11 protein-coding genes are annotated in these 12,881 nt (G+C 70.8%); 6 read left to right on the top strand and 5 right to left on the bottom strand.

The genetic code is table 11. The features are described from left to right. The first annotated feature begins 509 nt into the window (after positions 1 to 509). The 5 genes from NQO67_RS28830 to folE all read left to right on the top strand — a co-directional run bounded on the left by NQO67_RS28830 (position 510) and on the right by folE (position 7,123). Positions 510 to 1,652, top strand: a complete 1,143-nt coding sequence (locus NQO67_RS28830; protein WP_255953229.1) for an Rv3626c family coenzyme F420 biosynthesis-associated protein — start codon at positions 510 to 512, stop codon at positions 1,650 to 1,652. Positions 1,653 to 2,091: 439 nt separating this feature from the next. Beyond that, entirely contained in the window at positions 2,092 to 3,312 is a 1,221-nt protein-coding gene (gene tilS, locus NQO67_RS28825; RefSeq protein WP_255953228.1) for a tRNA lysidine(34) synthetase TilS, read from the top strand. A 68-nt stretch (positions 3,313 to 3,380) separates the two neighbouring features. Continuing rightward, complete coding sequence (gene hpt / locus NQO67_RS28820; protein WP_255953227.1) at positions 3,381 to 3,941, top strand: hypoxanthine phosphoribosyltransferase; 561 nt, start codon at positions 3,381 to 3,383, stop codon at positions 3,939 to 3,941. Between the two features lie 286 nt (positions 3,942 to 4,227). Continuing rightward, positions 4,228 to 6,264 (top strand): ATP-dependent zinc metalloprotease FtsH, encoded by a 2,037-nt coding sequence (gene ftsH, locus NQO67_RS28815; protein WP_255953389.1) that lies wholly within the window; start codon positions 4,228 to 4,230, stop codon positions 6,262 to 6,264. A gap of 253 nt (positions 6,265 to 6,517) precedes the next feature. Next, positions 6,518 to 7,123, top strand: coding sequence for a GTP cyclohydrolase I FolE (gene folE, locus NQO67_RS28810; protein WP_255953388.1), 606 nt, complete (start codon positions 6,518 to 6,520; stop codon positions 7,121 to 7,123). A 458-nt stretch (positions 7,124 to 7,581) separates the two neighbouring features. Here folE and NQO67_RS28805 read toward each other — a convergent pair whose 3' ends face one another. From NQO67_RS28805 to folP, 5 genes are all read right to left on the bottom strand, one after another. After that, positions 7,582 to 8,073, bottom strand: coding sequence for a DUF3180 domain-containing protein (locus tag NQO67_RS28805; RefSeq protein ID WP_255953226.1), 492 nt, complete (start codon positions 8,071 to 8,073; stop codon positions 7,582 to 7,584). A 160-nt stretch (positions 8,074 to 8,233) separates the two neighbouring features. Beyond that, positions 8,234 to 8,845: a 2-amino-4-hydroxy-6-hydroxymethyldihydropteridine diphosphokinase gene (gene folK, locus NQO67_RS28800; RefSeq protein WP_255953225.1), complete on the bottom strand. Its 612-nt coding sequence runs from the start codon at positions 8,843 to 8,845 to the stop codon at positions 8,234 to 8,236. Continuing rightward, on the bottom strand, positions 8,842 to 9,201 hold the full coding sequence (folB, locus tag NQO67_RS28795; RefSeq protein WP_255953224.1) for a dihydroneopterin aldolase: 360 nt from the start codon (positions 9,199 to 9,201) through the stop codon (positions 8,842 to 8,844). The genes folK and folB overlap by 4 nt, the downstream gene beginning before the upstream one ends. Before the next feature lie 259 nt (positions 9,202 to 9,460). After that, positions 9,461 to 9,928 (bottom strand): nuclear transport factor 2 family protein, encoded by a 468-nt coding sequence (locus NQO67_RS28790; protein WP_255953223.1) that lies wholly within the window; start codon positions 9,926 to 9,928, stop codon positions 9,461 to 9,463. Then, the gene (gene folP / locus NQO67_RS28785) at positions 9,925 to 10,935 is read right to left on the bottom strand and encodes a dihydropteroate synthase (protein WP_255953222.1); all 1,011 of its coding nucleotides are present in this window, start codon (positions 10,933 to 10,935) and stop codon (positions 9,925 to 9,927) included. The genes NQO67_RS28790 and folP overlap by 4 nt, the downstream gene beginning before the upstream one ends. A 440-nt stretch (positions 10,936 to 11,375) precedes the next feature. On the opposite strand from folP, the gene NQO67_RS28780 reads away from it, so the two are divergent. Next, positions 11,376 to 12,641: a serine hydrolase domain-containing protein gene (locus NQO67_RS28780; RefSeq protein ID WP_255953221.1), complete on the top strand. Its 1,266-nt coding sequence runs from the start codon at positions 11,376 to 11,378 to the stop codon at positions 12,639 to 12,641. Positions 12,642 to 12,881: the final 240 nt, after the last annotated feature.

Below are 12,881 nucleotides of genomic sequence, written 5' to 3'. Positions count from 1 at the left end.
CCTTTCCGAGCCCCTCCGGGTTGGTGGGGCTGTGACGGCGCCGTCGTGGTTGATCGCGCAGTTCCCCGCGCCCCTTTCCGGGGTGCCCCCTTGGGTTGGTGGGGCTGTGACGGCGCCGTCGTGGTTGGTTGCGCAGTTCGCCGCGCCCCTTTCCGGTGGCGGCGTGATGGTTTCGTTGTGGCTGGGCGCGCAGTTCCCCGCGCCCCTTTTTTAGGGGCGTCCTCGTGAACCGTGCGGACAAGTGCACCCCGTGAAGGGGCGCGGGGAACTGCGCGAGCGACCAGCCACCGGTGGAACGGTCCGGACACGACCTGGCCACCCCACCCGGCCGGTCCGGCCCGAAGGGCCGTGCCGCCGTGCGCACCCACCCGCCCTGGAAGGGCGCTTCCCCAGGACACCGCCCCGCCCGGCAAGGCCCGCACCCCGCGAGGGGGGACCACGGGGCCCCGCCCCCGTGCGCCCGCGGTCGTACCGCAGCCTTAGCGGAGCGAACCACGTACCGTTGACGCATGACGAGCATCGGTGGTGCCGCATCTCCCGGGATGGTCGACTGGAATCTCGCGGTGGCGACCGCGACCCGCCTCGTGCGGCCGGGGCCGGAAGTGAGCCGCGACGAGGCCCGGGCGGTCGTCGCGGAGTTGCGACGGCACGCCAAGGCGTCGGAGGAGCACGTACGCGGCTTCACCCGGATGGCGGGTGACGCCGCCGACGACACCCCCGTACTCGTGGTGGACCGACCCGGCTGGGTGCGGGCCAACGTCGCGGGCTTCAAGGAGATCCTCGCGCCCCTGCTGGACAAGATGCAGCAGCGGCGCGGCTCAGGCCCTGGCGGCGTCGTCCTGAACGCCGTCGGCGGCAAGGTGACCGGCGTCGAGCTGGGCATGCTGCTGTCGTTCCTGTCCTCCCGGGTGCTCGGCCAGTACGAGACGTTCGCGCCGGCCAGCCGCGATCTGCCCGGCGCGGCGAACGGCGGCGGCCGCCTCCTGCTGGTGGCCCCCAACATCGTCCACGTCGAGCGCGAGTTGGACGTGGCCCCGCACGACTTCCGCCTGTGGGTCTGCCTGCACGAGGAGACGCACCGGACCCAGTTCACCGCTGTTCCGTGGCTGCGTGACCATCTGGAGGGCGAGATCCAGTCGTTCCTCCAGGAGACCGACGTCGACCCGATGACCGTTCTCGAACGCATCCGGCAGGCCGCCCAGTCGCTCGCCGGCGGCCGTCCGGAGAGCGAGGAGGGGGACGCGGGCGACGGCGGCCGGTCGCTCGTGGAGATCGTGCAGACCCCGGTGCAGCGGGAGATCCTCGCCCGGCTCACCGCGGTGATGTCGCTGCTCGAAGGGCACGCCGACTACGTGATGGACGGCGTGGGGCCCGCCGTCGTGCCGTCCGTCGCCGAGATCCGCGAGAAGTTCCAGCAGCGCAGGGCCCGCGGCGCGTCCCGGCTCGACCAAGCGCTCCGCAAGCTCCTGGGCCTCGACGCCAAGCTGCGCCAGTACCGCGACGGCGAACGCTTCGTGCGCACCGTCGTCGACGAGGTCGGCGTGGCGGGTTTCAACCGCGTCTGGACATCTCCCAACACCCTTCCGACCAAGGCCGAGATCGCAAAACCGGCCGACTGGATCGCGCGGGTGCACCGCCGGCCGGAACCATGATCGACAAGATGGACCCGCACGGATCGACCAGACGGGCCTATCCCTGCCCATCCATGCCCATCCATGCCCATACGTGCCCATGCATGCCCATGCAGAGCGACCGCGCACGCCCCGCGTCCATCCGGCACCCCCGGCCAGACCCGACCCGTTCGGGGCATCGTCACGCTCCGGTGTGCACGCGGATGCGTACGCCGGTTCCAGTCGAGGGCGGAAGAACCTCGCACAATCACCCGTCCGAGGGACCGTGGGTCATGGGTAGGCGTGCGATGCTCGGGGAATGGCTCGGTTCTGTCACCATCGACACACTCTGAGTGACTGGCCGGTCCGGCGACCGGTGGCTGTGACGGTGATCGCGAAGGGTGACCGCCACATCCGCAGTGGCTCAGCAACCAGTCGACATCCGGGCCTCACCCCCCGTACTCCACGAAGGGAACCGGACATGGGTCCCCATCCCGCGGTCGCGGCGATACGTTTGGCGGTCCGCCGCGTACTCCACGACGTCCTCAGCGACCACGCCGCCCAGCGGGCCGGCGCCGACCTCCGCGCGGCCGCCGCACTCGCCGGTCGCGCGGCCACCGGACCGTGCGCACACACCGCCACCCACTCCAGCCCCGCTCCCGGCGCCGGGTCGGCCCGCGCCCTGACCGGCACCGTGTCCGCGCCGCCGGCCGGCGACCCCACCGCGCCGCCGCTCACCAGAGCCGCCGCCCCCGCGCCCCGCGCCGCCACCCCGGCCGCCCCCGCCCCCGGCCCGCTGGTCCTCGTGGCCTGTTCCGGCGGCGCCGACTCCATGGCACTGGCCTCCGCGCTCGCCTTCGAGGCGCCCAAGCTGGGCGTCCGGGCCGGCGGCATCACCGTCGACCACGGCCTGCAGGAAGGATCCGACCTGCGCGCCGCCGAGGTCGCCGACCGGCTCAGCGCCCTCGGTCTCGGCCCGGTCGAGTCCATCGCGGTGTCCGTCGGCCGCACCGGAGGACCGGAAGCCGCCGCACGCGACGCCCGCTACGCCGCCCTGGACGCCGCCGCCGAACGGCACGGAGCCGCCGCCGTCCTGCTCGGGCACACCCGCGACGACCAGGCGGAGACGGTCCTGCTGGGCCTGGCCCGCGGCTCCGGCACCCGTTCGCTGTCCGGAATGGCCGCCGTCTCCGGCGCCGCCGGCCGCTACCGCAGACCCTTCCTGCACCTGGACCGGCAGACCGCCCGCCGGGCCTGCCTCGCGCAGTCCCTCCCGGTCTGGGACGACCCCCACAACACCGACCCCACGTTCACCCGCTCCCGGCTGCGCCACGAGGGCCTGCCCGCCCTGGAGAAGGCCCTCGGCAAGGGCGTCGTCGAAGCCCTCGCCCGCACCGCCCAACTCTCCCGCGACGACGCCGACGCCCTGGACGCCTGGGCCGACCAGGCCGAGGCCACCGTGCGCGACGCCGCCGGGCTCCTGGAGTGCGCCAAACTGCGTGCGCTGCCGCCCGCCGTGCGCCGGCGCGTGCTGCGCCGCGCCGCCATCGGAGCCGGCGCCCCCGCCGGCTCGCTGTTCGCCCGGCACATCGAGGAAGTCGATCGGCTGATCACCGGGTGGCGGGGCCAGGGAGCCATCAATCTCCCCGGCAAGGTCGTCGCCCAGCGGCAGGATGGCAGACTGGTGATCCGGCAGGGCTGACCGAAGCACCACCGCCGCGCGCAGGGTCTTCCGAAACGGATCGGTCAGCGGCTCGGACGACGAAAGTGATGCGGGTGGACGCGAAAGACATGGGCACCGACCTCAAGTCGGTGCTCATCACCAAGGAACAGATCGACGCGAAGCTGGCCGAGTTGGCCGCGAAGATCGACGCGACGTACGCGGGCAAGGATCTGCTCATCATCGGCGTCCTCAAGGGCGCCGCGATGGTCATGGCCGATCTGGCCCGCGCACTCGCCACCCCCGTCACCATGGACTGGATGGCGGTGTCGTCCTACGGAGCCGGTACCCAGTCGTCCGGTGTGGTGCGGATCCTCAAGGACCTCGACACCGACATCAAGGGCAGGCACGTCCTCATCGTCGAGGACATCATCGACTCGGGACTGACGCTGTCCTGGCTCATCTCCAACCTCGGCTCGCGCGAGCCGGCCTCCCTCAACGTGTGCACCCTGCTGCGCAAGCCGGAGGCGGCGAAGGTCGCGATCGACGTGGAATGGGTCGGCTTCGACATTCCGAACGAGTTTGTCGTGGGCTACGGCCTGGACTACGACGAGAAGTACCGGAACCTCCCCTTCGTCGGCACCCTGGCACCGCACGTCTACGGCGGTTGAGCGGCGCGTCCCCGAAGGCCGGCCCGGTGCCGGGCGCGAAACCGGCCGCGGCGGCGGACCGGAGTGCTGCCGGGGAGGCGGATGCCACAGCACGACCGGGAACCCTCACGGGGTTTTGGCCGTTGGAGCATGCGGGGACACTCCCCCACTGTCTGAAGGGCGTGGGAGGTGCCCCCACCCAGCCGTCCCCGGCAGCTACGGGTGACAATGCTGGGGTACCGTCCGAAGAACAGTCTTTATCAAACTCACTATGGCAGGAGGGACGGGGCGGCACCGCTCCGTATGGATGGACGTGAAGCGATACTTCCGTGGGCCGGTCATGTGGATCGTGCTGGCCGTCCTTGCCGTGGTCGTGTTGATGCAGGTCGTCAGTTCGTCCGGTGGCTACAAGACGGTGGACACCGGTCAGGTCGTTCAGGCGATCGACAAGAACCAGGTGAAGCAGGCCAAGCTCAGCACCGGCGATGAGCAGACCATCAAGGTCGAGCTGAAGGACGGCACCAAGGTCCAGGGCAGCAGCAAGATCCAGTCGAGCTACATCGGCGACCAGGGCGTCGACCTGGCCAAGACTCTGCAGGCCAAGTTCGAGGGCAAGCAGATTCCGGACGGCTATACGGTCTCCCCTTCGAAGCAGAACCCGTTCGTCGGGATCCTGCTCTCACTGCTGCCCTTCGTGCTGATCGTCGTGGTCTTCCTGTTCCTGATGAATCAGATGCAGGGCGGCGGCTCCCGAGTCATGAACTTCGGGAAGTCCAAGGCCAAGCTGATCACCAAGGACACCCCGAAGACGACGTTCCATGACGTCGCCGGGGCCGACGAGGCCGTCGAGGAGCTCCAGGAGATCAAGGAATTCCTCCAGGAGCCGGCGAAGTTCCAGGCGGTCGGCGCCAAGATCCCCAAGGGCGTGCTGCTCTACGGCCCGCCCGGTACCGGCAAGACGCTCCTCGCGCGCGCCGTCGCGGGCGAGGCGGGTGTGCCGTTCTACTCGATCTCCGGTTCCGACTTCGTGGAGATGTTCGTCGGTGTCGGTGCCTCCCGGGTGCGCGACCTCTTCGAGCAGGCCAAGGCCAACGCCCCGGCCATCGTCTTCGTCGACGAGATCGACGCCGTCGGCCGGCACCGCGGTGCGGGCCTCGGCGGCGGCCACGACGAGCGCGAGCAGACGCTGAACCAGCTGCTGGTCGAGATGGACGGCTTCGACGTCAAGGGTGGCGTCATCCTGATCGCCGCCACCAACCGACCCGACATCCTCGACCCGGCGCTGCTGCGCCCCGGCCGGTTCGACCGCCAGATCGCGGTCGACCGCCCGGACATGCAGGGCCGTCTGGAGATCCTCAAGGTCCACCAGAAGGGCAAGCCGGTCGCGCCCGACGTCGACCTGGCCGCCGTCGCCCGCCGCACCCCCGGCTTCACCGGCGCCGACCTGAGCAACGTCCTCAATGAGGCCGCCCTGCTCACCGCCCGCAGCGACCGCAAGCTGGTGGACAACCAGATGCTGGACGAGGCGATCGACCGCGTCGTGGCCGGCCCGCAGAAGCGGACCCGGATCATGTCGGACAAGGAGAAGAAGATCACCGCGTACCACGAGGGCGGTCACGCCCTGGTCGCGGCGGCCTCACCGAACTCCGACCCGGTGCACAAGATCACCATCCTCTCCAGAGGCCGTGCCCTGGGGTACACCATGGTCCTCCCCGACGAGGACAAGTACTCCACCACGCGCAACGAGATGCTGGACCAGCTCGCCTACATGCTGGCCGGCCGGGCCGCGGAAGAGCTCGTCTTCCACGACCCGACCACCGGCGCGGCCAACGACATCGAGAAGGCCACGGCCACGGCACGCGCCATGGTCACGCAGTACGGCATGACCGAGCGGCTCGGCGCGATCAAGTTCGGCAGCGATCAGAGCGAGCCGTTCCTCGGCCGTGAGATGTCCCACCAGCGCGACTACTCGGAAGAGGTCGCCGCGCTGGTCGACGAAGAGGTCAAGAAGCTGATCGAGAACGCGCACAACGAAGCCTGGGAAATCCTGGTGGAGAACCGCGACGTCCTCGACAACCTCGTCCTCGCGCTGCTGGAGAAGGAGACCCTCGGCAAGGAGCAGATCGCCGAGGTCTTCGCCCCGCTGGTGAAGCGCCCGGCCCGCCCCGCGTGGACCGGCTCCTCACGGCGCACCCCGTCGACCCGGCCGCCCGTGCTCTCCCCCAAGGAGCTCTCCCTGACCAACGGGGCGAACGGCACGGCCACCGCCATCACCACCGGCGGAACGGACCCGAGCCCCCTGCGGCCCAGCGACTCGATGTCCGAGGAGCGTCCGGAGAACTGACCCCGGGCTCCGGGCGTCCGACAGGCCGCGAAAACGGTCGGTGTGACGTCGGATGTCAGGAGCGACGGCTTGGAATGAACGCCGCGTCCCCCAGGTTTTAGCGGGGGACGCGGCGTCGCCGTGTGCCCCGGTGCCGTTCTGCCAGGCGGATGCACGGCCAGTCGAGAACAGCGCCGTCAGTCGTAGAAAGCGCCGCCGTCAGTCGTGGAAGAGGCGCACCGCATGTACGGATAGGCAAGTGAGCGAGGAGCAGATGACCGACCCGCTGGCCCTGGAGGGCGACCGCCCGATAGGCGAGTTCGACGAGAAGCGCGCACAGAACGCCATACGGGAACTGCTGATCGCGGTCGGCGAGGACCCGGACCGAGAGGGACTGCGGGAGACACCGGCGCGGGTGGCACGCGCCTACCAGGAGATCTTCGCCGGCCTCAGGCAGCGCCCCGAAGACGTGCTGACCACCACCTTCGACCTCGGCCATGACGAAATGGTGCTGGTCAAGGACATCGAGGTGGTCAGCACCTGCGAGCACCACCTGGTGCCCTTCGTCGGCTCGGCACACGTCGGATACATCCCGTCCGGCGATGGCAAGATCACCGGCCTGTCGAAGCTGGCCCGGCTCGTCGATGTCTACGCTCGGCGGCCACAGGTCCAGGAGCGGCTGACCACCCAGATCGCGGAGTCGGTCATGAAGATCCTGGAGCCGCGTGGCGTGATCGTCGTGGTCGAGTGCGAGCACATGTGCATGACGATGCGTGGTGTCCGCAAGCCCGGAGCCAAGACGATCACCTCCGCGGTCCGCGGCCAGCTGCGTGATCCGGCCACCCGTAATGAGGCGATGAGCCTGATCATGGCTCGCTGAGCGGGCCGATCCCGGCGGCCGAGGGTCCTTCGCTGACCGAGGGTCCGGTGGCCGCGGAAACGGTTCCTTGCGGCTCCGCTCCGCTGCGGGCGTGACCAGCTCCGACGCGGCCGTCGGGTTGCCACCGCCCTGAGGGGGCTGTTTGTGTCGTGTCCGGATCACCGGGCCGGTGGTGGGTTGCTCGCGCAGTTCCCCGCGCCCCTTGGGTGGGCGCGTTGCGCCCCCTTGGGGCCCGAGTGTTGGGCACGTAGTGCCCACTTTCAGGGGCGCGGGGAACTGCGCAACCAGCCCCGACGAGACCGTCGCCGTCGCCACCGACCTCAAGGGGCTGTTGCTGTCGTGCCCGGAACTCCCCCACTCTCGGCTTCGCTCGAGCGGGAGGTGCCCCCATGTCGGCGGGTGTTGCTCGCGCCCGCGCGGCGGAGCCGCACATTGCGGCTGGCCGCGGGCCCGCGGCGCTACTCCGTGCGGGCCGCCCCTGCCCCGTGGTCCTCGTCGTCGTCCTCGGGGAGCTTGCAGACCCGCTCCAGGAAGATCGCGGCCGCTATCACGGCGACCCCGGCGAGGACCGAGGAAGCGGCATAGATGGCCTGGTCGCGGCGGGCCGGGACGTCCAGGAACTCCAGCAGGAAGACGCCCGTGCCGCCGTACATGCCGGCCACCAGCGCCGCCACCAGGGCGCTGGCCTGGCCGAAGACGACCGCGCGTGCGGCCACCATCGGATCGACGCCCTTCGCCCCTGGCCGCCGCTCACGCTGAGCGCGTAGCCGGGAGCGGATGGACAGCGCGGTGGCCAGCAGGATGACGGCGATGATCGCGAGCACGATGGGCGCGGCCAGCGGAACCCGCGGCAGCGTGCCCACCGAGTCCCACAGCCGGGCGCCCGCCCAGGCCAGCACTCCGGCCACGAGGAACACCCCGGCCAGCACCCTGATGCGCAGCTGCTTCACATCGCCCCTTCGCCGACGGTGCCGAGCACCGGCTCCAGGCGGACCTCCGGTGCCGGCAGCGATCCTTCCGCCGGGATACCTCGCTCGATCGTCAGGCCCCGGCGGGGACGTCGGATCCCGTCCCGGCCACCCAGCGGACCTTTCCGATAGACCTTAACGACTACTCCGGCAACCGGAGTTCCAGATCGACACGCGGCACCACGCCTTCCCTGGGCAGCGCGGCCAGCAACTCGGCCACCGGTCCACGGCCCGGCAGCTGTGCCTCCGGCTCGACGTCGTACCAGGGCACCAGCACGAAGGCGCGTTCGTGGGCGCGTGGATGCGGGAGGGTGAGCGTCGGATCGTCGGAGACCAACTCGGCGTAGGCCACGATGTCGACGTCGAGCGTGCGCGGCCCCCACCGCTCCTCGCGTACCCGATGGAACGCCTCCTCCACCGCCTGCGCGCGCTCCAGCAGGGAGGAGGGCGGCAGGGTGGTCTTCACGACGGCGATCGCGTTGAAGTACGACGGCTGACTGCCCGGGTCGACGCCCCACGGCTCCGTCTCGTACACCGGGGAGACGGCCTTGACGCGCAGGCCCGGGGTGTCCTCCAACGCGTCCACCGCGCCCTGGAGGGTCTCCAGACGGTTGCCGAGATTGCTGCCCAGGGAGATCACGGCCCGTTTGGGGTTGCTCAGGGTGGTGTCGGCATCGTCCACCTTCTGCACCACGGAGGCGGGCACCGGCTGCACGGTCGGGTCGCTCTGCCCCTCGGCAAAGAATGCGGTCATACGCGGCTCCGGGTGATGGTGACGGTCACGTCGTCGAAGGGAACGGTGATCGGCGCCTGAGGCTTGTGGATGCGGACCTCGACCTCCTGGACCCTCTCGTGCTTCAGACACGCTTGGGCGATGCGCTCGGCCAGCGTCTCGATGAGGTCGACCGGTTCCCCGGTGACGATGGCCGTGACCTGCTCCGCGACGGTGCCGTAGTCCACGGTCTTCGCCAGGTCGTCGTCGGCGGCCGCCGCCCGGACGTCCAGGCCCATCACGAGGTCGACGATGAAGGGCTGGCCCTCCTCGCGCTCCCGCGGCAGCACACCGTGGTGCCCACGGGCGCGAAGACCGTGCAGCGTGATGCGGTCCACGCGAATCCTCCTGCCGTCGTCGGTCGTGGTCGGGCCGGGTGTCGGTCACCTGCCCCGGGCGAATGTACCCGTGAGCATCGACGGCCCTCGGCCCTGGGGCTGTGACCCTGCGTAACCCCCGGGCGCGATGCTGTGGCGTCCGACACACCTCACCGACGCGGGACGTCCGGTCGTGGGACCCGGCCCGGCCGACCACTCGGGCCGTGCGCAGACCGTGACGACCAGGCCAGAGCCCCGGCGTACCACACCCCATACCCACTCAGTCGGCGGTGTCGTCACCCTCGTCGTCATCGGATTCGGCCAGAACCGGCGAGCCGTGGTGGGACCACATCCGCCAGCCGTCGGATGTGCGCAGAAACACATTCGTGGCCACGACGAGCTGGCCGACGAGAGGCCCGGGATCCTCGCCGTCCTCGGGCGCGGGGCCGCCGCTGAGGATGTTCTCCGTGCAGGTCACCAGGGCGGTACCGCCGGTGACGGTGACCTTGACGTCGGTGAGGAAGAACTGGATGTAGTCGGTGTTCGCCATGATCAGGGCGTACGACCTGAGCACCTCGCCGCGGCCGGTGAGCACCGGCCAACCCGGGTGCACGCAGGACACCTCCGGCTCGCCGTCGGCCAGCCAGAGCATCGCCAGCTCTTCGAAGTCACCGCGTTCCAGCGCCTCGTAATAGGCGGTGTTCACGGCCTCCACCTGCTCGGCGGCGGTGCTGGTGGGACCGGTCATAGGACGCCTTCCGTGCCCTGGGGGGCCGTGCGGGCCGACGGGTGTCCGGGGCTCCGTGGAGCCCCGGTGCGTCCTGTTTCCTTCGCACCGTCGGTCGTGCCGGGCGCACCGGCGGTCGTGTCCTGCCGGTGCGGGTGCGGGCTCGCATCCCTGGCGCTCTCGATGGCCTGCGCGACACGGACCGCGTCCGCGCTGGCGCCCACGTCGTGCACCCGGATCGCCCAGGCACGTCCGTGCGCGGCGATCGCGGAGACGGCAGCGGTGGCCGCGTCCCGCTCACGTGCGGGGGGCGGCGTGCCGTCGGGGCCCGCGAGGACACGGCCGAGGAAGCGCTTGCGGGACGCGGCGACGAGGATCGGACGCCCCAGGGCGGCGAGCCCGTCGAGGTGCGCCAGGAGGGTCAGGTCGTGCTCGACGTCCTTGGAGAAACCGAGACCCGGATCGACGATGATCTTCTTCATGTCGACTCCGCCGGCCACGACGGCCTGCACGCGCGCGTGCAGCTCGTCGACGACCTCGCTGACCACGTCGGCGTAGACCCCGCGGATGTTCGGGCCCTGAAGGAAGCCGCGCCAGTGCATGACCACGAACGGCACACCGGCGTCCGCGACGACGGAGATCATCGCGGGGTCGGCCAGGCCGCCGCTGACATCGTTGACGAGCATGGCGCCGGCCGCGAGCGCCTGTTCGGCGACCGAGGCACGCATGGTGTCCACGGAGACCAGCACGCCCTCGGACGCCAGCCCGCGCACCACCGGCACCACACGCCGCAACTCCTCCGCCTCGTCCACGCGTGCGGCGCCGGGTCGAGTGGACTCGCCGCCCACATCGACCAGGTCCGCACCCTGGGCGACCAGGTCGAGGCCGTGCTTGACCGCGGTCGTGGTGTCGAAGAAGCGGCCGCCGTCGGAGAAGGAGTCGGGCGTCACATTGACGACTCCCATCACCGCGCATCGGCCCCACTCGGGCAGCCCCGCGACTTGGCCGCGACCACGCAACGTACTCATGGGTCCAGCCTAGGCCCGGGGGCGGGTGGTCTGTGGTCCGTGGTGGGCGTGGCGTGGGTGAGGGTGGGTGTGTGCGTGGGGCGTGGCGCGTGCTTCGGGCGTGGTGTGCGGGGCGAGCGTGGCGCGGCGCGTGGCGCGTGGCTGTCGCCGTGGTGCGCGGGGCGCGGGGCGCGGGGTGGGTGGCGCGTGTCCGTGTGCCGTGTGCCGTGTGCCGTCTGCGTCTGCCGGCTGCCTTGTGCGGGTGTCGGTGGTGTGGCTGGTGGTGGGGGAGCGGCGGGCGCCCGGAGGGAAGGGGGAGCGGTCGGGCGCCCCTGAGAGTGGTTGCCGCGCGCCCCTGAGGCGTATGGGTGTTCGGGTTGGAAACGGGTCGGGGGCGGGTCAGGGTACGGCTGCGGGGCATCCCGGATGGCAGCGGGAGCCACAGCGACCAGCATGGACGCATGACACCTCACCTGCATCGACGGCCTGCTGCCGCGCACCGTGCACTGTCTCGCCGCGTTCTGATCGGCGGCTCGCTGGCCGGGGTGGCGGGGGTCTCGGCGGGCAGTTGGACGGCGCTGGCCGCGCCGTCCCGGACGTCCGGCCCGGCGCCCGAGGCCGCTTCCGCCGGCGTTTCCCGTTCCGCCCGTGCCAAGGCCGCGGGTGCTGCCGCACCGCCGCCGCTCGACACCCGTGCGCTCCAAGCTGCGATCTCCGACCTGTCCCATCCCCCGTCCGTCGGCGCGCAGCTGCGGGTCGGCGGCTCGGGGGACGACTGGTACGGCACCGCCGGGATGGCGGACCTCCGGAGCCGGCGCGCTCCCCGGCCGGACGACGCCTTCCGCGCGGGCAGCGTGACGAAGGCGTTCGTGGCGACGGTCGTCCTCCAGCTGTGGACGGAGCGCCGCGTGGACCTCGGGGCGCCGATCGGGCGGTACCTCCCGGGCCTGCTGCCGGACGAATCCGCCCGTATCACCGTCACCCAACTCCTCCAGCACACCAGCGGACTCCCCGACCACCAGGGCATACCGGACGACAGCACCCCCGAAGCGGTCGTCCGAAACCGCTTCGAGCAGTGGACGCCACGCGCCTGGGTCGACACGGTGACGCACAGCCCGCTGAAGTTCATCCCCGGTACCAAGCAGGAGTACCGCGGTATCAACTACGTACTGCTGGCCCTGCTCATCGAGCAGGTCACGGGGCGGCCGTACGCGGAGGCGATCCAGGCCCGTGTGCTGCGCCCGCTCGGCCTGCACCGCACCGTCCTGCCCGGTGACGACATCCGTCTACACGGCCGCCATGTCCACAACTACCTGCGCATGAGCGATGGTTCGCTGACGGACATCACCGACTTCAACATGTCCACGAGCTGGGGGGAGGGGGAGATCGTCTCGACCGTCGACGACCTCGACAGGTTCCTCCAGGCGCTGTTCTCAGGGCGGTTGCTGCCACCGCGTGCCATGGACAAGCTGTTCACCCTGCCGCCCGACAGCGTGCGCATGCTGGACGGCACGCCCGCGCGCTACAGCATGGGCCTCCAGCAGGCACCGGTGGGCGGCATGACCTTCTGGGGGAAGACCGGCGAGGTCCCCGGCTGCCGCACCCGCGTGATGGCCACCCGTGACCTGAGCCGCCGCTTCGTACTCAACTACACCCCGACCCCGTTGGAGCCGGAGGAGGAGATGACCATACGCGTGGCTGCCGTGCTCACCGGCGCCTCCGCCTGACGGTTTCCGTGCACGCGGACGGACCCGCGACCGGACGGACTCGGACGTCGTGGGGGTACTCCGTGACCGGACGGACTCGGCGGCCTTGGACGTACTCGGAGACATCGGGCGTACTCAGGACCTCCGACGGTCCGTGCTTCCGGCGGGTCGAGTACCTGGTCACGGGGCGCTCGTCCAGTACGACTTCGGACATTCCGGAGTGGTGATGTGCCGAGACGGGGGACGCCGGGCGTGAGTGCG

It is taken from the genome of Streptomyces odontomachi (assembly GCF_024435355.1).
Lineage (GTDB): Bacteria > Actinomycetota > Actinomycetes > Streptomycetales > Streptomycetaceae > Streptomyces > Streptomyces odontomachi.
This window is presented reverse-complemented; position numbering and strand designations above follow the sequence as displayed.

Excerpts from the sequence above, each read along its gene's own strand:
- folE (WP_255953388.1), top strand. The coding sequence starts at position 6,518 with ATGACCGACCCGCTGGCCCTGGAGGGCGACCGCCCGATAGGCGAGTTC.
- tilS (WP_255953228.1), top strand. The coding sequence starts at position 2,092 with ATGGGTCCCCATCCCGCGGTCGCGGCGATACGTTTGGCGGTCCGCCGC.
- folK (WP_255953225.1), bottom strand. The coding sequence starts at position 8,845 with ATGACCGCATTCTTTGCCGAGGGGCAGAGCGACCCGACCGTGCAGCCG.
- NQO67_RS28830 (WP_255953229.1), top strand. The coding sequence starts at position 510 with ATGACGAGCATCGGTGGTGCCGCATCTCCCGGGATGGTCGACTGGAAT.
- ftsH (WP_255953389.1), top strand. The coding sequence starts at position 4,228 with ATGGACGTGAAGCGATACTTCCGTGGGCCGGTCATGTGGATCGTGCTG.
- folP (WP_255953222.1), bottom strand. The coding sequence starts at position 10,935 with ATGAGTACGTTGCGTGGTCGCGGCCAAGTCGCGGGGCTGCCCGAGTGG.
- NQO67_RS28790 (WP_255953223.1), bottom strand. The coding sequence starts at position 9,928 with ATGACCGGTCCCACCAGCACCGCCGCCGAGCAGGTGGAGGCCGTGAAC.
- hpt (WP_255953227.1), top strand. The coding sequence starts at position 3,381 with ATGCGGGTGGACGCGAAAGACATGGGCACCGACCTCAAGTCGGTGCTC.
- NQO67_RS28780 (WP_255953221.1), top strand. The coding sequence starts at position 11,376 with ATGACACCTCACCTGCATCGACGGCCTGCTGCCGCGCACCGTGCACTG.